The organism is Streptomyces sp. NPDC051211, from assembly GCF_040689505.1.
GTDB lineage: Bacteria > Actinomycetota > Actinomycetes > Streptomycetales > Streptomycetaceae > Streptomyces.
This window is the reverse complement of record NZ_JBFBAV010000016.1, coordinates 157,691-174,934: the sequence shown is the minus strand read 5'-3', so window position 1 is coordinate 174,934 and position 17,244 is coordinate 157,691. Positions and strand designations below refer to the sequence as shown.

Genomic DNA, 17,244 nt, shown 5'->3' with positions numbered 1-17,244 from the left:
CGGGACGGTGGTTCTGCTCCACGCCCATCATCCCGGAGTCGCGGAACCGGCCCGGCCCGCCGAGGAACCGGTGGTCGCGTCCTGGTCCTCGGGCCCGGCCCCGGAGTCGGGCTCGAAGCCGCGGCCCGACGCTGCGCCCATGTGATCGGCGTCGACCCTTCCGACGTCATGCTCGCCATGGCCCGCCGCCGCTGCGCACCCCTGATCGCCCGGGGCCGTCTCCGCCTCGCCGTCGGCACCGCCGCCCGCACCGGCGAAGCCGACACGTCGGTCGACGTCGTCATCTCCGTCAACAACCTGCAGCTCTGGCCCGACGTTCCCGCCGGCCTCGCCGAACTCCACCGCGTCCTGCGCCCCGGCGGCCGCATGCTCCTGGCCGCCCACGAGAAGTGGCTCCCTGCCGACCTCCCCACCCTCGCAAACACAGTCCGGGCGGCCGGGTTCACCTCCGTCCGCACCTGGACCTGGGAACCCCCCACCCGCATGGCATCGACTGCAGCCCTGCTGAGCGCCGTACGCACTTAGGCCGCGCAGCCCGGCAGTTGAGTGTGGCCGCCGTCACCTCGCGTGGTGTCACATCCGGAGCCGCTGCCCTGTCCTCGCTACAGAAGCGAGAGAAGGGATCTCAGGATGAAGACCGTCATCGTGTGCGCCTCCGTGTCGCACGGCAATACGCGTCGAGTCGCCGACACCATGGCCCAGGTACTGAGCGCGAAGGTCGTCTCCCCGGACGAGGCCGACCTGGCGGAACTGGCCGGGGCCGACCTCGTGGGATTCGGTTCGGGCGTCTTCTACAGCAGGCTGCACCCGCGCCTGACCGACTTCGTCAAGGCACTTCCCGGCAGGCGGGGCCGGGCCTTCGTGTTCGCCACCAGCGGGCTCCCCGAGCTACCGCTGGCACCCTTCACCCGCCCCTTGGTCCAACTCCTCGAAGGCAAGGGCTTCGAGGTGAACGGGAGCTTCTCGTGCCGGGCGTTCGACACCTGGACGCCCTTCAAGCTCGTCGGCGGCATCAACAAGCAGCGGCCGGACGCCGGGGACCTGGCTGCCGCGCGGGCGTTCGCCGAGCGGCTGCGGGACGGGAGCGGGCCGGTGTCCTGACCCTGCCGCTTCCAGGCGGCTGCCTCTCTCCACCCGTCCCCGTGGTCCCACCCGTTGGGGTCGTAGTGGGTGATGCCACCGTCCGCCGCCTCCAACATCAGGCGGAGGTCCCGGAACCCGCAGAGGCCGCCGCACCCCTCGCCGGCCCCGGATGTAACACTGGCCCCGGTCAGAACGGCGACGAGCTGGCTGAGCAACACGAGCGGCACGAGCAGCACGCGCGACACGAGCAAGCGGACCGGGGCAGGAGGCGCAGTTGAGCATCAGCGTCGAGGGACAAATCGACATAACGGGTCCGGTGGGCAAACTGCTCCACCGGCGGCGGCTGCAGAACGCGACGGTGATGCAGTCCTTCGGCATCGATCCCGTCACCGGCGAGATCTTCGTCCTCCAGGTCGTCGAGGGCGGTCTCACCCTGGCGGGCGAGTCCGGCCCCAAGACCGGCAGGCAGCGGGCGTACGCCGGCGACCTGGCCGTGACCCGGCTCAGCCAGGCGGGCACCATCACGGGGCACATGTACCTGCGGGGCTTCGGCCACGGCGTGTCCATGGGCGTCGAGCACCACAACGGTGTCTCGCGGTTGTGGACGGAGACGGCTTCCATCCCCATGGGCACCAACGTGCCGGAGGAGGAGAAGGATGGCTACGGCACTGCCGTCACCCACTTCGAGTTCCGCAGCGGCGCGGTCATCGACTCCGGTTCCTCGCAACTCGCCGCGGCGTACCGGCCGGTGGCCGGTGCCACCAACGTGACCTGCACCATCGACCCGACGACGAACCGGGTGATCGTCCGCTTCAGGAGCGGCAGCATGATGTTCGAGGCCTACGACCTGGACAAGGCCAGGGCCGGCGACTGGACGCCGCTGACCCGGATCACCCAGCCGGACGCGAAGGGGGTCTTCCAGGGGTACGCCTCCCTCGGCGGCGTGCTGTACATGCTGGCCGGCCAGGGCTACTCGGACGTGGTCAAGCCGCCCGGCAACACGTACCTGACCGCCGTGGACTGGGCCACCGGCGCCATCCTGGACCAGCAGTTCGTCACCGCCGCTCCCGGCCTGGAGCTGCGCGAACCCGAGGGGATGGCCGTATCGGTGCGGAACGGGGTGCAGCATGTGCACTTCGGCTTCGCCGGCGAGGACCCCGGCCCGCGGACCTGCACCATTCTGTCGCTGTCCGGGGAGCCGGAGGTCGACGGGGTGAAGGTGCTGGCCGACTGGCAGCCGATCCCGCTGGCGAGCGGCGTGACCGCCGATGTCCGGGCCCCGCAGGGGCGGCTGATCAGCATCGCGGGGACGACGGTGCTGCAGCTCAGTGGCGGGGTGAAGGGGACCTTCGGGGCGGACACCCGGATCGGTACGCTGCCCGACGCGCTGGCGCCGAGCATGGCGGTCCAGGGCAGTGTGCCGCGCAACAACAGCGGCGGAGTGTGCACCGCCCAGGCGGAGGCGGACTCCGTCCGGGAGCTCTGGCTCTACGGCGGGCGCTCCACGAACCCCGTCACATGGGCCCAGTTGGACAACTTCAGCGCCGTCTGGCGCTGACGTCCCCCTTCCGCCCTTCCCCGTTCCTCCCTCTCCCCGCTCGCCAACCCTTCCGCCAACCAAGGCCAAGGAGACCGACCCCCATGTCCCACAACCGCCGCCGTATCCTCGGTGCCGCTCTCGCCCTGCCCGCCACGCTGGCCGCGACGAACCTGGTGGCCGCCACCCCCGCCGTCGCCGCGGGTGGTGTCGAGGCACAGCCGTGGACCGACCTCCTCCTCGAGCCGGGTGTCACCGCCCAGGCGGGAGCGACTCCGCAGGTCCGGCTGATCACCATCGCCGGTACGGTCTTCCTCCAGGCGCGCGGCTCGGTGACCTGCAACCTCGCCGTCGACTCGAAGATCGCCACCCTGCCGGCCGGGCTCCGCCCCACCGCCGTGGTCCGCGCCACCGCCCCGCGCAACAACAGCCAGGGCATCAATGCCTGCCGTTTCGAGGTCAACACCGCCGGCTCCCTGACCATCTACGGCGGAAACGGCGGAAACCCGATCACCTGGGTCCAGTTCGATTCCGTCCAGACGATCTGGCGCTGAGCGCAGCGGGCGGGCCGGCGTAACGCCGACGAACACGGCCCGCCCCGCCGGCAGTCGCTCCGCTCGAGCCTCGGCAACTCTGGTCGAGATGTCAGTCCGACGCGCCCCGCAGGAGGACGACGCGATCGGGTCGGCCAAGGGCCGTCGAGCGGATCCAGTACCCGGCCTGCTCCGCGCCGGTGGCCCTCAGGTGCTCACGCCGGCCCGGCGGGGCCAGTTCGTCGTTGTATCCGTCGCACCAGCCGTCGCTGTCGTCCGCGAAGAGACATCTGTACGCGTAGAGCCGGCCGTCGTGATACCACTCGTGTCGCACCACGGGCATCCGAAGGATGTGCTCGAACCAGTCGGCCGCCAGCGCCGCAAGCGCTTGGGGAGTGCCGGTGACGTCCAGTGCCAGCCTGGTTCGCGGCTGCGGGAGCCAGTAGAAGTCCTGATGGATGAGGCGGTCTCCGCGGACCGTGGGCCCGGTCAGGTGCAGGCCGATGCGCAGGGGCCACCCGAGCGACCCGTCGCCGAGGCCCACGCACATCACCAGCGAGGAGTCGTCCTCGGGCCGCCCTACCCAGCTGACGGCAGGTGGGACCTTCCACGCTTCGGCACGTTCGCGCAGCGCCGCCACGAAGGCGCGCTCCGTCCGGTCCAACTCGGATTCGGTCTCCGGGTCATCGCTCACGAACCACGGGTCTTCCAGCACGCGGCCACTCTATGTCCGGCGCGGGGACGCGCGATCGGGCACCCTCCGTGGCGAGGTTGGGGGCCCTGGAGCAGTGCGTCGGCGGGAAGGGACCACCGTCGTCTCCGGGGGATACTGGGGCGCGGCTGGTTCGAACATCATCCGCCCATCAGTCCCCCACCCGGCGGCTTCACCGCCCGGCTGTTGGTCATGTCCCACCCTCCCCGAGGAGCACCACGCGCATGTCGATACCCCCGCAGCCGCCGTCGTCCCCACAGCCGTACCCGCAGCCGGGGCCGTACGGGCAACCCGGTCAGGCGGGACACCCCGGACTGCCCGGGCAGGCGGCGCCCTACGGCGGACCGCAGGGCTGGTACCCGCCGCCGCAGAAGACCAACGCGCTGGCTGTCGTGGCGTTCGTGATGTCGATCGTCTGCGCGGTGCCGTTCATCCCGCTGGTCCTCGGCCTCATCGCCCTCTCCCAGATCCGCAAGGGCGGCGAGAAGGGCAAGGGGCTGGCCATCGCGGCCGTCGTCATCCACGGCGTCACCATCGCGTTCTACGCGATCCTGGTGATCCTCGGGCTGTCCGGAGCGCTGGACGACGGCCCCCCGCCGCGGCGTGACACCAGCGGCCAAGTCACCACGCCGGGCTCCAGCGACGTGGAGGACATCCGCAAGGGAGACTGCTTCAACACCGAGGACGACCTGGCCAAGACCCAGGAGGGGGACAACACCCAGGCCCGCTTCACGGTGCGGACCGTGCCCTGCCACCAGCCCCACGAGGGCGAGGCGTACGCCGTCTTCAACCTGGAGGGCGGCCCCTACCCGGGTACGGACAAGGTCGTCGCGACCGCCGAGGAGAAGTGCGGCGGCAGGGCGCTGACCGACTACACGGGCGACGCCGCGAAGCTGCCGAAGACGCTGGAGGTGTTCTACTACTACCCGCAGTCCAGCAGTTGGAGCCTCGGTGACCGCGAGGTCACCTGCTTCCTGGGCACCGCCGAGGGCACGAGCACCGGCTCCGTCCGCGCCTCCGGTTCCTGATTCTCCGTCACCGGCCGCCCCGTTCCGCCGTCTCGCCGGTTCGCTCGGCAGCCAGGGCCCGGCGTCATGTTCCGGCCGGTCCTCTCGGTCTTCCCGGCCCTCCTCGAGTCCGTCCTTGGACGGCTGCACACGACCGCACACGACCGCACACGGCTGCACGCGACCGCACGCGGCCGTGACGGTCAGCCGCCGACGTGGATGCCGGGGCGGCGGTCCGGGTCGGGTTCGTGGCTGCGGATGATCTCGCGGGTGACCGGTGCGGTGTCGCCACGCCCCAGGAGGAAGTAGCGGACCATGTGCACCAGCGGGCTGCCTTCCGCCCAGGCGAAGTAGCAGTGCGGCTGGACGCCGGTGGCGTCGCGCAGGGCGAGGAGGACGGCGGCGATGGCGTTCGGGGCGGCCGGGGCCTCGGCGCGCAGGACGCGGTACCCGTCGACTTCGACGCCGTGGACGGTGAGGGTGTCGCTGAAGTCCGAGGGGTCGACGACGTCGATCTCGAGGAACAGCACGTCGGCCGGGCCGGGGACCGGGTTGACGCCGCGCTGCTCGCGTTCCTTCGCGCTGTACTCGGCGACGTCACCGGCTTGACGGCGGTTCGCGATGATGTTGATGGCGTTGTCGTGGGCGAGGGTGTCGTCGATGAAGCGGCGGGCATCGCTGTCGAAGACGATGCGGTCGGCGCGCAGCTCGGTCGTGCGTGAGACGCGGGAGACCAGCGACACGATGACGATCCCGGCGATGAAGAACCCGGAGATGACGATGCCGTCGGGCTTGTCGACGATGTTGGCGACCAGGGCGTAGAGCAGGACCGCGGTGAGCAGGGCGAAGCCGACGGTGGTCGCGCGCCGCCGGTGGCGTGCGACGGAGACGGTGACGGCGAAGGCACCGGACACCATCATGGCGAGGATGCCGGTGGCGTAGGCGCCGGCCTGGGCGTCGACGTCGGCGTCGAAGGCGATGGTGATGAGGATGCACAGGACGGTGTAGACGATCACGACCGGGCGGACGGCCCGCCCCCACTCGGGTGCCATGCCGTAGTCGGGCAGGTAGCGGGGGACGATGTTGACCAGTCCCGCCATGGCGGACGCGCCGGCGAACCACAGGATCAGGATGGTGCTGATGTCGTAGACGGTGCCGAACGCCTCCCCGACGTGCTCATGGGCCAGCCACGCCAGAGCACGGCCGTTGGCGGCGCCACCCGGCTCGAACTGCTCGTGCGGGATGAGGAGGGTGGTGACGAAGCTCGCGGACAGCAGGTAGACGCTCATGATGAGAGCGGCGGTGGTCAGCAGCCTTCGGGTGTTGCGGATCCGCGCGCGCAGCCGCTGCTCCTCGTCGGCGCCCTCGGCCGCCACCAACGGCATCATGCTCACACCGGTCTCGAAGCCCGACAGGCCCAGCACCAGCAGTGGGAACGCCAGCAGCGCCGGGCCCACCAGGTCACCGAAGCCGCCTCCGCCCTCGCCGAGGGCATCGATCCACGCCGACCAGGCCCCCGGGGTGGTGAAGACATGGGTCAGGCCCACCGCGATGACGACCGCGTTCAGCACCAGGAAGACCGCCACCAGGGGGATGGCCACACTGACCGCCTCGCTGAACCCCAGCAGGAACACCCCTCCCAGCACCAGCAGCAGCGCCACCGTGAGGGCGACCTCGTGGCCGTGCAGCACTGCGGGGAAGAACGGGTTCTCCACCACGTGGACGGAGGCGTCCGCAGTGGAGAGGGTGATCGTGATGATCCATGACGTGGCCACGAAGCCGAGGAGGATCAGTACGAACAACTTGCCCCACCAGAACGGCAGCAGGTCCTCCAGCATCGCCACCGACCCGGCGCCGTGCGGGCTCTCCTTCGCCACCCGCCGGTACATCGGCAGCATTCCCAGCAGGGTCAGTGCCACGATCAGCAGCGTCGCCAACGGCGAGACGGCCCCGGCTGCGAGGGCGGCGATCGCGGGGACGTAGGCCAGGCTGGAGAAGTAGTCGACGCCGGTCAGGCACATCACCTTCCACCACGCGTGCGGCTTCGAGTGGCCCTCGTCGGCGGCCGGGCCCACCGGCTGTACTTGGTGCCGCAACAACCACCGCGCCACCCTGCCGGACGGCTCTGCCCGCAGAGCGGCACTGTCCACCACCGCCGGCATCATCGGGTCGTTCGCTTCGCTCAAGTCCCCCGTCATCCTTCCCGACCTGCCCAGCACACCCGCGCCCGCACCCGCACCCGCACCCGGCGGCCACTTGCCCAGGGCCTCGCAACGATCACCAAGTATGGGCCTGCCGCCGAGGTGGACCGCACCGGACGGACCGGCTCCCGGTACCCGGCCTGCCTGGTACGCCGCGCATCGCCCAGCGCCCCCGGACTATCGGTCCCGACCACAACTGCCCACGTAGAGCGGGCAGAGCACCGGCCGGGGACCCCGCCACCGGCGTACGTGCCCCCGTACCCGACGGACGTGGCAGGGCCTCGAGACGGACCCCCGCCCCCCAACAACTTTGACGCGTCCTTAACGCCCGGCCCTCCATACGGCGGAACCGGTCGCGGACTCAGTCATGCCGGGCGAGCTTGACCGCCGAGACGAGCAGGATCGCGGCCAGCACGGGGATGAGCACCAGGTCCGAGAACACACCGAGGAGCAGCCCGCCCAGCACGGCACCGGTGATCGAGCCCACCGCCATCACCGTGGTGAAGCGGAGGTTGGCGCCGAGGACGGCGAAGCTGCCGTCACGGCTGTAGCGGGCGAAGGCCACCAGCATGGTGGGCAGTGACACCAGCAGGGAGAGGCTGCCGGCGGTCTTGATGTCCACCGCGAAGAGCAGCACGATCGTGGGGATCAGGAGCTCGCCCCCGGCCACACCCATGATCGCCGCGACCACCCCGATGCCGAACCCGGCCACGACTCCGCAGGGCACCTGAGCCCACAGCGGCAACGCGAGTGCCCCCAGGGTGGTGGTGTGCGTGACCAGCAGGGCGGCCGCCATGAGCACCATCAGAGCAGCCAGCACCTTGTAGAGGGTGGAGGAGCGCATACGCACCGCCCAGGACGCTCCGGCCCAGGCACCCAGCAGGCTTCCGGCCAGCAGGTTCACCGCGACGGGCCAGCGTGCGGCCACCTCGGCGGCCGGGACCGCCGCCAGCCGGGCGGGCAGCGCGACCAGGACCACGACCAGGCTCATCGCCTTGTTCAGGATGACCGCCGAGAGCGCGGCGAAGGCGAAGAGGCCGATCAGCAGCGGCAGGCGGAACTCCGCGCCGCCCAAACCGATCATCCCGCCCAGAACGCCGATGGCCGCCCCCGCACCGAACACCACCGGCATCGAGTGCCTCGAACGTACGGGAGCAAGGTCCTCATCGGTAGCCATGACGGGCATCCTCGCTGCTCACAGTCCCCAACCGCTATGGCATGCCCCCAGCTTCGGGGGAAGGCACGGGGCACCCGCCCAGGATTCATCCGGTCCTCTGAACCACCCCTGTGGAGCACCTGCCCTGCCGGGGTTCCAGCGGCTGAAACCATCGTGAAACCGCGCTGAATGCGCCCTGCCGCAACCTCTGCGGCATGACGACAACGACCTCGCACTCCCCCGCCATCGCGGCCGAGGGGCTGCGCAAGTCCTACGGCGACAAGACGGTCCTCGACGGCATCGACCTGGCGGTGCCGGCCGGCACGGTCTTCTCCCTGCTCGGCCCGAACGGCGCCGGGAAGACCACCGCCGTCAAGATCCTCTCCACCCTCATCACCGCCGACGCCGGCGACCTGCACGTCGCCGGCCACGACCTGGCCGCCGACCCGCAGGCGGTGCGGGCCGCGATCGGCGTCACCGGGCAGTTCTCCGCCGTCGACGGCCTGATCACCGGCGAGGAGAACATGCTCCTCATGGCGGACTTGCACCTGCTGTCCCGCAGCGAGGGCCGCCGTACCGCCGCCGAGCTGCTGGAGCGGTTCGACCTCACCGAGGCTGCGAAGAAGCCCGTCTCCACCTACTCCGGCGGCATGAAGCGCCGCTTGGACATCGCCATGACCCTGGTCGGCGATCCGCGGATCATCTTCCTCGACGAGCCGACCACCGGCCTCGACCCGCGTGCCCGTCACAACATGTGGGGGATCATCCGCGAGCTGGTCTCCGGCGGCGTCACCGTTTTCCTCACCACCCAGTACCTGGAGGAGGCCGACCAGCTCGCCGACCGCATCGCGGTGCTGAGCGACGGCAGGATCGCGGCCGAGGGGAGCGCCGACGAGCTGAAGCGGCTCATCCCGGGCGGGCACGTCCGGCTCCGCTTCACCGACCCGGGCGCGTACCAGTCCGCCGCCGTCGCCCTGCGCGAGGTCACCAGGGACGACGAGGCGCTGTCGCTGCAGATCCCCAGCGACGGCAGCCAGCGCGAACTGCGCTCCATCCTCGACTGGCTGGACTCGGCCGGCATCGAAGCGGACGAGCTGACCGTGCACACCCCCGACCTGGACGACGTGTTCTTCGCCCTCACCGGCGGCACCAGCGTCCCCAACCAGCCCAAGGAGACGGCCCGATGAGCGCCCTGACCCTCGCCGTACGCAACTCGAACACGATGCTGCGCCGCAACCTGCTGCACGCGCGCCGCTACCCGTCCCTCACCCTGAACCTGCTGCTCACCCCGATCATGCTGCTGCTGCTCTTCGTCTACATCTTCGGAGACGTGATGAGCGCCGGCATCGGCGGCGGCAGCGCGGACCGCTCCGAGTACATCGCCTACCTCGTCCCGGGCATCCTGATGATGACCATCGGCAGCACCGTGATCGGCGCCGCGGTGTCCGTCTCCACCGACATGGCCGAGGGCCTCATCGCCCGCTTCCGTACGATGGCGATCCACCGCGGCTCCGTGCTCATCGGGCACGTCGTCGGCAGCGTGCTGCAGGTGCTCGCCAGCCTGGTCCTCGTCGGTGCCGTCGCCGTGGCCATCGGCTTCAGGTCCACGGACGCCACCGCCCTGGAGTGGCTGGCGGCGTTCGGGCTGCTCGCGCTGTTCTCCCTGGCGCTCACCTGGATCGCAGTCGGCATGGGCATGGCCAGCCCGAACGCCGAGGCGGCCGGCAACATGGCCATGCCGCTGATCCTCCTCCCGCTCATCTCCAGCGCCTTCATCCCGGCCGACACTATGCCGGGCTGGTTCCAGCCGATCGCCGAATACCAGCCCTTCACTCCCGCCATCGAAACCCTGCGCGGACTCCTCCTCGGCAGCGAGATCGGCAACAACTGGTGGATCGCGATCGTCTGGTGCGTCGGCCTGTCCGCGCTCGGCTACCGCTGGTCGACGGCGTTGTTCAACCGCGACCCGAAGTAACCGCCATGACAGCGCGGGCCGCCTCCCACAGCTCGTCCCGGTTCAGGGCGGCGTACTCCGACACCGCGTCGGTGTACGCCGCCCTGTCGGCGTCCTCGGCCGCCCGCCGAGCGCGGGCCGCCGACATCGTCGGCTGGAAATCGCGCAGCACCCGCAGTCGTTCGGCCAGCGCGATCATCCTTGCGGCGGAGGCGTCGCCGGACGCGAGCCCCGCCGTGCCCAGGGCGTGCAGCACCGTCCCGAGCACCGGGAGCTCCATGGGCGACCCGGGCGGTCCGGAGAGCAGGGTCCGCAGCCGCTGCCGCAGCCGGTCCACCGACTCCGCGACGAGTTCGAGACGGCCGGCGTGGGCGTGCGCCGTCACCGCTGCCGACTGGATCTGCAGCGCCCACGGGTCGATCCAGGGCTCGCCGCCGTGCGACGCGGCGGCCGCGGCCATCCTCTTCACGGCGCTGCGCCACAGGCCGAGCCCGACCTCCGTCAGCCCGCGGGCGAGCGCGATCTCGGCGCGCCCGCCGAAGTCGGGGCCGTAGAAGTCGTCCTGCTGCGGGGGGTTGTCGCTCTCCGCCTGCCGCGCCCAGTACTCGGCCTCGTCGGGCTCGCCGCGCTGCAGGCAGGCGAGGACCAGGGAGGTGCGGATGCCGATGTAGTCGTGCCCGTCTCCGAGCCGCGGCAGCACTTCGAGCGCCGCCTTGAGGTGCCCGTACGCTTCCTCGCCCTGTCCCGTCCGCATGCAGAGCTCGCCCAGCCGGGAATGCGCCATGAGCCGGACGGACGGATTGTCGACCGGAGCCAGTTCGGCGATCATCCGGCGGGCCGAGGCGAGCGCGCGGTCGATGTCGTGCTCGTACTCCCAGACATAGGTGGCGAAGCACTCGGCGATGCCGGCGACCAGCGGCTGCTGACCGTCGATGCCGGTGCCAGGGCCAGTGCCAACGCCAGGGCTGCTGCCGCTGCCGCAGAGCTCGTGCAGCACTTCGTAGTCGGGGGGCAGCATCTCGGGGACCGCGCTCAGCACTGCCGCGATGGCGCGCAGCAGCGTGTCGGGCGGGGCCGGGGGCAGCCGCCGGAGGGTGACGAGCTGGCGTACGGCGTGCGGGCCGTAGCCCAGGAACAGGCTCGCCGCGCCGAACACCGCGGCGGCGCGGGCGACTTCGACGTATTCGGGTTCGGGGTAGTAGTGCGACAGCGGCGGGCCGGTGTCCGCGGCGAGGGCGGCGAGGCGGGGAAAGTTGGAGTCGGTGGACCACAAAGCGGCGAGGACGGCGGTGAGGGCGGCGATGGTGGGGCCGTCCGTACGGGCCAGGGCGTGCCGCAGGGCAGCCACGAGGTTGTCCTGCTCGGCCTTGATGCGGCCCCAGGCGGCCCGCGGTTCCGAGCCGAAGAACACGTCGTGGTACTCGACCCCGAAAGCCCGCGCCCAGTCGAGGAACCGGCCGACGGCCTCGTCCTCCTCGCCCGCCTCCGCGCGCCGGGCCGCGCTGAACTCCCGTACGGTCTCCAGCATCCGGAACCGCACGCCGACCGGGGTGTCGGCGAGGGTGAGCAACGACTGACCGGCCAACTGCTCGAGCAGGGTCAGCGCGTCCTCGCCGAGCACCTGCTCCGCCGCTTCGCCCGAGAAGCCGCCGGGGAAGACGGACAGCGTGCGCAGCGCCGCCCTGGCGTCCTCCGCGAGCAGGTTCCAGCTCCACTCCACGACCGCGTGCAGCGTGCGGTGGCGCTCCGGCACGTCCCGCACCCCGCCGCGCAGCAGCGCGAACCGGTCGGCGAGGCGGCGGGCGATCTCCGGCACCGAAAGCACCCGCACCCTCGCCGCGGCCAGCTCCACGGCGAGCGGCAGCCCGTCGAGGTGGCGGCACAGCTCGGCCACCGCGTCCTGCGGCAGCTGCACGCCGGGCCGGGCGGCCCGGGCCCGCTGCGTGAACAGCTCGACCGAGGTGCGGGGACCGAGCTCCGGCAGCGCGTACACGGCCTCCGATGTGAGGTCCAGCGGGGCCCGGCTGGTGGCGAGCACCCGCAGGTCCCTCGAGGACGAGACCAGAGCCCGTACGAGGTCGGCGGCGCCCCGGATGACCTGCTCGCAGTTGTCGAGGACCAGCAGGGCGGGCCCCGAGCCGAGCACGCCGAGGATGCCGGACACCGGGTCGGCCGGGGCGTGGCCGCTCATGGCTCCGGGCCGCCCCTCGCCTGCGCCGAGTGCGGAGGCCACCTCCGCGGCCACGTCCGCGTCCGCGGTGACGCCGGCGAGCGGCACGAAATACACCACGCGCTGTTCGGCCCGGCGGCTGACGGCGTGGGCGAGCCGGGTCTTGCCGAGGCCGCCGGGGCCGACCACGGTGACTGCGCGGGAGGCGCGCAGCAGCCGCTGCACCGCCGCGATGTCCTCGTCCCGGCCGAGGAGCGGGTTCGGCTCGTGCGGCACGCCGTGCCTGACCACAGGCGCCTCGCCGCGCAGCAGCTCCTGCTGTACGGCCTTGAGCCCGGCGCCCGGATCCGTGCCGAGCTCGTCGCGCAGCTCACGGCGGTACGCCTCGTACCGCGTCAGCGCGGCGGACGGGCCCGCCGTCGCCGCATGGCCGCGCAGCAGCTCGGCGAGCAGTTCCTCGTCGCGCGGATGCTCGGCGGCGGCCGCGGCCAGCGGCCCGGCGGCCTCCGTGTGCCGTCCGAGGCGGGCGAGCGCGAGCGCCTGCGCGCGTACGAGCGCGCGGCGGACGGGGGCGCGCTCGGTGCGCAACGCGGCCACGGGATCGTTGCCGGCGCCTGCCCCTTCAGGAGTGCCCAGCCACAGCGCGAGCCCGGCCTCGGCCGCGGCCAGCGATCCGGCGTGGTCCCCGGCCCTGGCCCGGTCCGCGCTGGCGGCCGCGTGCAGCAGCAGGGCGGAGCTGTCGACCTGGTCCTCGGCGAGCGCGAGCCGGTATCCGGTCGGCGTGCTCGCCAGGACGTCTGCGCCCAGCTGCGCCCGCGCCCGGGACACGAGGACCTGCACCGCCTTCCCCGGCCGCTCCGGCAACTCGTCCGGCCACAGCCCTGCCACCAGCCGCTCGGTGCTGCAGCCGGTGCGCAGGTCGCCCGCGAGCAGCGCGAGGAGGCCGCGGAGCCGGGGCGCGGTGACCTCGTGCCCACGGTAGGCGACACGCGGCAGCAGGGTCAGGTCGGTGGTCACCCGTGCAGACTAGCCAAGGCGCCGACTGTCCGAACTCCCGCCGCCGTTCCGGCCGCCCATCCGCCGCCTGGGGCCTGCGTGCGGCCCGCTCGATCACCGACCTTCATCGCCCTTCCCGCCACGCGCTGAACGCTCAAGGCGTTGCCCGCCGCGGCACGTGTGGACGGTCGGAAAGGCAGCCGCCGCCACCATCGCCATCAGCAGCAGTCACACAACAACGGTTCGAGACGCGGGACTTGACAGGTAGGCGCAGGGCGCACCGGGCCCGGACCGGTAGGCCACGGGCATGCAGGTGACCGGGCACCGGGAAGCCCCGCTCGACCAGCAGCCGTCAGCCTTGCCTTTGCTCCTCGACTCCCGGGTCGTCGACGTACACTGACGGGCATGGCATGCCGCATCAGTGAGCTCGTCATCGACACGGCCGACCCCGACCGGCTCGCCGCATTCTGGAGCGAGGTCCTCGGCTACGTCGAACTCGGCCGGGACGACGACGGAAGCATCGAGGTCGGGCCGCCCGACGCCGGCTTCGGCGGCCCGCAGCCCACTCTCATCCTCAGCCCCAGCAGCGAACCGCGGACCGGCAAGCTCCGACTCCACATCGACGTCAACCCCACCGACCGCGACCAAGACGCCGAGCTGGAGCGGCTGCTCGCGCTCGGCGCCAAGCCCGTCGACGTGGGCCAGACCGGCACCGAGAACTGGCACGTCCTGGCCGACCCGGAAGGCAACGAATTCTGCCTGCTGCGCGCCCGGCTCCAGCCCCTCTGACCGCCTGCGTCCTGACGCCGAGCCGCTCGGCCGTTCGCGTGGCGGCCTTGCCGCACCGCAATGCCAAGAGGCTCCCGTCTACGGTGCGCCTCAGATGCGGAGCGTCCCGGGGAACGCGCCGTGGCCGACGCCCGGTGCGGTGAGGGCCAGCCAGCCGTGACCGCGCACCTCGGTGTGCGGGCCGACCTCGCCGGGGTCGACCGAGAGGTAGCCGCAGGCGGACCGGGCGCCCGTGGTGCCCGCGTTGGCCTCGTCGTACTCGGGGTTGAAGTTCGGTTCGTCGACCGCGAGGGTCTCCCACGGCAGCGGGTCGCCCTCCCATTCGGGGTCGCCCTCGGCGGCGTACTGACGGATCACCCGGCCGTTCTCGGCGACGATCCACACGTCGGAGCCGCCGGCATCGTCCAGGAAGAAGAACTGGGCCTGGCCGCAGTGGAGGCTGACCCGCTCGACCGTCTCGATCATGCCGTCCCAGGGGTCGCCGACGAGCAGGTCGAAGGAACCGAAGATGAGGCGCCAGCCGTTCAGCTCCGGGGTGATGAAGGCCCGCCCCACGGTACGGACGGCGCCGTCCGGCCCGGGTACCTGGATCTCCCGGCTCTCCGAGGCCTGGACGCCGGCGGCGACCGTGACGGGCCGCCGGTCGTGCAGGCCCAGGGCCTCGAAGACCCCCTCGTACGACGCCCCGGGCACGGCCATCCACCAGGCGCTGAGCGTCGTCGAGGGGAGGCTCGGGACCTCGTCCAGGATCTTCACCCGTATCAGCCGCTCGACCGCCGCCCGATCGCGGTCGTCGAGCGCGTCGGCGCCGCCGCCCGCCACCAGCGCCGCCATCGCGCCCCGCCGGATCCTCGGGGACGCGGCCGGGTCGCGGCGCAGGGACCGCAGCCGCGGTCGGAAGGAGTCGTGCAGCTCGCGGGCGTAGTCGGGGGCCTTGTAGGGGATGCGGCGGCCGCGGGCGAAGCAGCCCACCAGGGCCGTCAGTCCGGCCTCGGAGTCCACCCGCAGCCTGACGAGCCCCTGGAAGCCGTCCTCCGACTTCCCGAAGTCCGGATCGGCCGCCAGGGCCGCGTACTGGTCGGCGGAGCGCTCGTCGAACACCCCGAGGAGCCGGCCCGCCTGCCAGTCCGACAGTTCCTTCCGGCGCCAGGCCGCCAGCAGGGCGTCGAAGGCCGGCGGCCCGATGCGCTTCAACACCCGCATGACCGGCTTCAGATCAACGGTCCGCTGCACATCGGCCACACCCCGCAGCAGCATCGGCACCACGCTGTCGGCCTGCTCCGCCAACCGTTCGGCAGCGGCCGCCGCCCGCGCGGCGTCGTCGCTGTCCAGGTCTTCGAGAAGGGATTCGATCTTCATACGGCAGCACACTAGCCCCAGCCACTGACTGCGCCCTGCGGGGTCTGCCGGGACGCCTCACGCCGAACGTGGCCGGGCACTCCGGTGACGGCGATGCGGGACGGGATCGGCGGTGAGTACGCCATCGTGTTCTCGTCCACCGGGGCCTACGTCCGGGGCTTCGACCACGAGTCTTACTGCGGCGGTGGCTACTCGGTCGCCTCGTCGGGTTCGGAGTCCGGGAGCCAACGCAGCGCGCCCGTGCCGAGGCCGACAGTGGCGCGAGGCCGCATGGGTCCATCGCCACGGCGGGAGAGCAGGACCACCTCGGACACTCGCGCCGACATGCTGCTCAGGCGGGCCTCGCACTCTGCGGTCAGGCTGCGCGGGTCGCGCGTACGCCCCAGTGACAGGTGCGGCGTGAAGCGCGGGAAGCGTTCGCTACAGCGGGGGAAGGGCTCTGCCAGGTCGAGCCGAAGGGCCGTCCAGGGGGGCAGGCCGGCCGCGGCGGGGTCGAGCCACACGGTGGAGTACGCGCGATGGCGGAAGGAGTGCACTCCGCTGAGGCGCACGTCGAACGGCTCGGCACCGGCGGCCGCGGCGGCGAGCAGCGGAGCCGCGGCCGGGAAGTCGGACTCCGGTACGAAGCCGAAGATCAGGTTGACGTGCGGCGGCCAGCGGCGGATCTGCGGGTCGTGTTCGGCGCGGATGCTCTGGATGGGGGGCCACAAGTGGGGCGGAGGCATCCACACGACGGCCGTGCGTGGCGTGGGGTCGACGTCGAGGAACCCTGCGACGCCGCGGCCGCCGTCTGCCGTCGGAGGCATGTTCACCAGGCCATGATGCCCTGGGGCGGGAGGCGGGTGCCCGCATGACCCGCCATCCCTCGAGCGAGCGCGCTCCAGCCGCCCGGGAACCCGGCGATGATGCGGGAGGCGGCGCTCCACCTTCATCCGGCTCGTCGGCTCAGGTGTCAGGAGATGAGCGAGCGGCCGGTGGGTGTCAGCCGGAGAGTTCGGGGTGCCGATGTCTGTTCTCGTTCGATGGCCGGCAGGATTTCGCCCCGTGTCAAGGGATGGGCCTGCAGGTCGTCGAGGTGTCGACGGTGCGCATTCTCGTCGGGGTACGAGGTGAAGACCGCGGCGACGTTCTCGCCGGTGCGGACCGGCAGCCTGGAGAACGTGTTGTGCGCGGGCTCGGTGGCCAGGAAGGCAAGTGGCGCGGGCCCCGTCTCCTTGAGTACGGGGAGGAGGCCGTCCCGGATCAGTGCGATGCCGTCCTGTCGTCCGGGAGGGAAGGACCACACGGTGGCGGCCACGAACCGGTCCGGTGGCGGAGCACCGACCGGGGGACGAGCGGCCGGGGGACGAGCGGCCGGGGACACCGTGAAGCCGCTTCCGGCCGGCACGGGGCGCAGCAGGAGGACGTCGTCCGAGTCGATCATGGTGTCGTTCGCGTGGGGCCCGTGCTCGGACCAGGCGGGCCCTCCGTAGAAGGCCGTGAGCGCGCGATGACGCGCCGCCATGTCGCGAAAGCCGCGCAGCCAGACGAAGCGGTCCGGATCGTCGAGGTCCCGGAACTGGCCGAGCACGCTCATTCCCGCCTCTTCCTGGGTTTCGATGAACTCCCGGTCGAACAGTTCGATGAGTTCGTCGCGCCGGCGGCGACGCAGCGTGTACTGGCGGAGCTCGATCACGGCAGGTGGCGGGCCGACGGTGTCGGTGGGCACAGCGGGACTCCAGTTCGGTGCTTTGCGGATGCGGATCCG

General features: G+C 71.8%; 15 protein-coding genes. 8 read left to right on the top strand and 7 right to left on the bottom strand.

What is annotated here, in order from left to right; translation table 11 throughout:
- The first annotated feature begins 81 nt into the window (after nucleotides 1-81).
- The 4 genes from AB0447_RS18495 to AB0447_RS18480 all read left to right on the top strand — a co-directional run bounded on the left by AB0447_RS18495 (nucleotide 82) and on the right by AB0447_RS18480 (nucleotide 3,174).
- A complete protein-coding gene (locus AB0447_RS18495) occupies nucleotides 82-525 on the top strand; it encodes a class I SAM-dependent methyltransferase (RefSeq protein WP_366477747.1) in 444 nt (147 codons plus the stop codon).
- A 105-nt stretch (nucleotides 526-630) separates the two neighbouring features.
- Entirely contained in the window at nucleotides 631-1,101 is a 471-nt protein-coding gene (locus tag AB0447_RS18490) for a flavodoxin family protein (protein WP_366477736.1), read from the top strand.
- A 256-nt stretch (nucleotides 1,102-1,357) separates the two neighbouring features.
- Nucleotides 1,358-2,641 (top strand): hypothetical protein, encoded by a 1,284-nt coding sequence (locus AB0447_RS18485; protein WP_366477735.1) that lies wholly within the window; start codon nucleotides 1,358-1,360, stop codon nucleotides 2,639-2,641.
- 83 nt (nucleotides 2,642-2,724) lie between these two features.
- The gene (locus tag AB0447_RS18480) at nucleotides 2,725-3,174 is read left to right on the top strand and encodes a hypothetical protein (RefSeq protein ID WP_366477734.1); all 450 of its coding nucleotides are present in this window, start codon (nucleotides 2,725-2,727) and stop codon (nucleotides 3,172-3,174) included.
- Between the two features lie 91 nt (nucleotides 3,175-3,265).
- On the opposite strand, the gene AB0447_RS18475 is transcribed toward AB0447_RS18480, so the two are convergent.
- Nucleotides 3,266-3,868, bottom strand: a complete 603-nt coding sequence (locus AB0447_RS18475; RefSeq protein WP_366477733.1) for a hypothetical protein — start codon at nucleotides 3,866-3,868, stop codon at nucleotides 3,266-3,268.
- A 221-nt stretch (nucleotides 3,869-4,089) separates the two neighbouring features.
- Here AB0447_RS18475 and AB0447_RS18470 point away from each other — a divergent pair, with 221 nt between their 5' ends.
- Entirely contained in the window at nucleotides 4,090-4,893 is an 804-nt protein-coding gene (locus tag AB0447_RS18470; RefSeq protein WP_366477732.1) for a septum formation family protein, read from the top strand.
- Between the two features lie 182 nt (nucleotides 4,894-5,075).
- Here AB0447_RS18470 and AB0447_RS18465 read toward each other — a convergent pair whose 3' ends face one another.
- Both AB0447_RS18465 and AB0447_RS18460 read right to left on the bottom strand, forming a co-directional pair.
- Nucleotides 5,076-7,058: an amino acid transporter gene (locus tag AB0447_RS18465; protein ID WP_366477731.1), complete on the bottom strand. Its 1,983-nt coding sequence runs from the start codon at nucleotides 7,056-7,058 to the stop codon at nucleotides 5,076-5,078.
- Nucleotides 7,059-7,434: 376 nt separating this feature from the next.
- Entirely contained in the window at nucleotides 7,435-8,250 is an 816-nt protein-coding gene (locus AB0447_RS18460) for a sulfite exporter TauE/SafE family protein (RefSeq protein WP_366477730.1), read from the bottom strand.
- Nucleotides 8,251-8,444: 194 nt separating this feature from the next.
- Between AB0447_RS18460 and AB0447_RS18455 the strand changes: the two genes are divergently transcribed.
- Together AB0447_RS18455 and AB0447_RS18450 are read left to right on the top strand one after the other, a co-directional pair.
- Nucleotides 8,445-9,416: an ATP-binding cassette domain-containing protein gene (locus AB0447_RS18455; protein WP_366477729.1), complete on the top strand. Its 972-nt coding sequence runs from the start codon at nucleotides 8,445-8,447 to the stop codon at nucleotides 9,414-9,416.
- Nucleotides 9,413-10,204: an ABC transporter permease gene (locus AB0447_RS18450; protein ID WP_366477728.1), complete on the top strand. Its 792-nt coding sequence runs from the start codon at nucleotides 9,413-9,415 to the stop codon at nucleotides 10,202-10,204. Before AB0447_RS18455 ends, AB0447_RS18450 begins: the two co-directional genes overlap by 4 nt.
- On the opposite strand, the gene AB0447_RS18445 is transcribed toward AB0447_RS18450, so the two are convergent.
- Nucleotides 10,185-13,370, bottom strand: coding sequence for a BTAD domain-containing putative transcriptional regulator (locus tag AB0447_RS18445; protein ID WP_366477727.1), 3,186 nt, complete (start codon nucleotides 13,368-13,370; stop codon nucleotides 10,185-10,187). The two genes, AB0447_RS18450 and AB0447_RS18445, sit on opposite strands and share 20 nt — an antisense overlap.
- A 384-nt stretch (nucleotides 13,371-13,754) precedes the next feature.
- Here AB0447_RS18445 and AB0447_RS18440 point away from each other — a divergent pair, with 384 nt between their 5' ends.
- Complete coding sequence (locus AB0447_RS18440) at nucleotides 13,755-14,138, top strand: VOC family protein (RefSeq protein WP_366477726.1); 384 nt, start codon at nucleotides 13,755-13,757, stop codon at nucleotides 14,136-14,138.
- Between the two features lie 90 nt (nucleotides 14,139-14,228).
- Here the strand turns inward: AB0447_RS18440 and AB0447_RS18435 are convergent, their stop codons facing one another.
- From AB0447_RS18435 to AB0447_RS18425, 3 genes are all read right to left on the bottom strand, one after another.
- Nucleotides 14,229-15,497 (bottom strand): hypothetical protein, encoded by a 1,269-nt coding sequence (locus tag AB0447_RS18435; protein ID WP_366477725.1) that lies wholly within the window; start codon nucleotides 15,495-15,497, stop codon nucleotides 14,229-14,231.
- A 188-nt stretch (nucleotides 15,498-15,685) separates the two neighbouring features.
- Nucleotides 15,686-16,303, bottom strand: a complete 618-nt coding sequence (locus AB0447_RS18430; protein WP_366477746.1) for a 2'-5' RNA ligase family protein — start codon at nucleotides 16,301-16,303, stop codon at nucleotides 15,686-15,688.
- A 146-nt stretch (nucleotides 16,304-16,449) separates the two neighbouring features.
- Complete coding sequence (locus tag AB0447_RS18425) at nucleotides 16,450-17,205, bottom strand: NIPSNAP family protein (RefSeq protein ID WP_366477724.1); 756 nt, start codon at nucleotides 17,203-17,205, stop codon at nucleotides 16,450-16,452.
- Nucleotides 17,206-17,244: the final 39 nt, after the last annotated feature.

Excerpts from the sequence above, each read along its gene's own strand:
- AB0447_RS18490 (WP_366477736.1), top strand. The coding sequence starts at position 631 with ATGAAGACCGTCATCGTGTGCGCCTCCGTGTCGCACGGCAATACGCGT.
- AB0447_RS18480 (WP_366477734.1), top strand. The coding sequence starts at position 2,725 with ATGTCCCACAACCGCCGCCGTATCCTCGGTGCCGCTCTCGCCCTGCCC.
- AB0447_RS18470 (WP_366477732.1), top strand. The coding sequence starts at position 4,090 with ATGTCGATACCCCCGCAGCCGCCGTCGTCCCCACAGCCGTACCCGCAG.
- AB0447_RS18460 (WP_366477730.1), bottom strand. The coding sequence starts at position 8,250 with ATGGCTACCGATGAGGACCTTGCTCCCGTACGTTCGAGGCACTCGATG.
- AB0447_RS18455 (WP_366477729.1), top strand. The coding sequence starts at position 8,445 with ATGACGACAACGACCTCGCACTCCCCCGCCATCGCGGCCGAGGGGCTG.
- AB0447_RS18450 (WP_366477728.1), top strand. The coding sequence starts at position 9,413 with ATGAGCGCCCTGACCCTCGCCGTACGCAACTCGAACACGATGCTGCGC.
- AB0447_RS18440 (WP_366477726.1), top strand. The coding sequence starts at position 13,755 with ATGGCATGCCGCATCAGTGAGCTCGTCATCGACACGGCCGACCCCGAC.
- AB0447_RS18435 (WP_366477725.1), bottom strand. The coding sequence starts at position 15,497 with ATGAAGATCGAATCCCTTCTCGAAGACCTGGACAGCGACGACGCCGCG.
- AB0447_RS18430 (WP_366477746.1), bottom strand. The coding sequence starts at position 16,303 with ATGCCTCCGACGGCAGACGGCGGCCGCGGCGTCGCAGGGTTCCTCGAC.